Annotated in this window: 2 protein-coding genes; both read right to left on the bottom strand. The window is 41.6% G+C overall.

The features are described from left to right. Positions 1-526 precede the first annotated feature (526 nt). Positions 527-1,699: an iron-dependent methanol dehydrogenase gene (gene mdh, locus ACNPNW_RS05300; RefSeq protein WP_004647793.1), complete on the bottom strand. Its 1,173-nt coding sequence runs from the start codon at positions 1,697-1,699 to the stop codon at positions 527-529. A 255-nt stretch (positions 1,700-1,954) separates the two neighbouring features. Continuing rightward, positions 1,955-2,170, bottom strand: coding sequence for a hypothetical protein (locus ACNPNW_RS05295; protein ID WP_448766647.1), 216 nt, complete (start codon positions 2,168-2,170; stop codon positions 1,955-1,957). Positions 2,171-2,172 lie beyond the last annotated feature (2 nt).

Raw genomic sequence — 2,172 nt, 5'->3', positions numbered from 1 at the left:
TTAAAATATAAAAATCTTTAAAGCTGATGTAACTGTCGGTACAAAGCTAAACAGTTAAAATAGGAATATTCTGGAATATTAAGTATTATCCTTGCTTACTGTGAGTTTACTTATTAATTTAGACTGAACCTGATCCTAAAATTTTTATCAGTGGCTACCCAGTTTGCCGTTTGCCTAGATGCTTGATATCAGCTACGCTCACCTTCATGTCATTTGAAGGACGCGCAGTTTATTCCTCAGGGATCAAATATAATCGTAAGATAATACGCTATGAAATTTTATTTGTGGCTAGAACGGGCTAAAAAAATAGTGGCATTTTTCTACCATGGGATTAATGTCGATATTCATAATGAAGGGGACTTCATAAAAAAGAAACACCCCCCGCTTTTATCCTCTTATGAAGGCAAAAGGATCAGCCAGGAACAGGAAAATGCATGTCTGCTCTTGGCACACTTCCTCAGGAAGTGAAACAGGGGCTGTTAAAAATGTAAGTCAGATGCTTGGAGAGAAGACTTACATTGAGGCACTACATCGCCGCTTTAAAAATATCTACCACTTGGGCATGGCTGGCTTTACGTGGATTGGTCAGCATGCAGGCATCTTTTTGTGCATTTTCCGCCATGATGGCCAAGTCAGCTTCTTTTACATTCAATTCCGTCAGCCCAGATGGAATACCAATTGAAGCCGAAAGCTGACGAATGGCGCCAATCGCTTCATAAGCTGCTTCAGTTACGGTTAAGCCTTCTGTATTCACCCCCATCAATTGGGCAATTTTGGCATAACGTTCAGGACAAGCAATCAGGTTAAATTCACAAACATGGGGGAGCAGAATTGCATTACAAACACCATGCGGCAAGTTGTAGAAGCCTCCGAGCTGATGTGCCATCGCATGCACATATCCTAAAGAGGCGTTATTAAAGGCCATTCCGGCAAGATATTGAGCATAGCTCATGGCATCCCGTGCTTCTAGATTATCCCCATTCGCCACTGCGGGACTGAGCCATTCACTGATCATGGTGATCGCCTTTTCTGCACAGGCATCAGTGATGGGATTAGCAGCCGTAGATACATAGGCCTCGACCGCATGTGTCAGAGCATCCATCCCTGTTGCCGCAGTCAGGCCGGCAGGTTTGGCCAACATCAGTTTAGGGTCATCAATCGCAATGAGTGGTGTGCAACGCCAATCTACAATCGCCATTTTCACATGGGTATCGGTATTGGTAATGATACAGAAACGTGTCATCTCCGAAGCCGTCCCTGCCGTGGTATTGATTGCAATCAGTGGTGTCATCGGAACGGTACTTTTATCAATCCCTTCATAATCACGGATATGTCCGCCACCTGCAGTGACCAGACCGATGCCTTTGGCACAGTCATGTGATGAGCCCCCACCTAACGATACAATAAAATCACAGGCATTTTCATTATAAGCTGTAACTCCATGATGCACGTTAATATCAGTTGGATTGGGTTCCGCGCCTGGGAAAATATAACTGTCTACACCCGCCTCTTTCAAATAATTTGCAATATCATCTGCAACACCAAATTTAAACAGCCCCGCATCAGTTACAATCAGCGCTTTCTTGGCACCTAAATTTTGTGCTTTTATCCCGATTTCTTTAGCACAGCCCGGACCAAAAAGTGAAACACAGGGAATATAAAAACCGTTAGTTTGATCTGAAATATTTTTAAAAGCCATGGCGTGATTCCTTCTACCATTCATTGATTATTTTATCGGTGACCCTCACCGTAATATAAGTATTGGATGAAGTTAAAAAGAATCCTACCTACCAAATACCTACCAATTTAAATTTCTGATTCTAGCCAAAATAATGAATCTGAAATATTTAAAAGTAGGTTGCCAAGGTTTAGCAGATACTGGGTAGATTGGTTCAATAGAGGGCATGTAAGTAGCGCACTAGGCTGTTTACTACTTTCTGATTTTAAATAAATACTAAAATGCTTTATTCATTTTTAAGATAAAGATAAAAAGTACAGGGCTTAGAAATACCCATAGAGCCACAAAGCTAATACTGTAGCTAAACCGGGTCCGTAATAAAACCATTACGACGAATAAGAAAATACCTGCAGCGAACTTAGTGTACGTAGGAAAATTCGCTAAAAAAGCGTACCGAGATTTTCGGGTTTTTAGGATCTGCTTTTCACTCACCG

The organism is Acinetobacter endophylla (genome assembly GCF_053543775.1).
The sequence above is the reverse complement of the archived record's forward strand: the minus strand, read 5'-3'. Positions and strand labels throughout refer to the sequence as shown.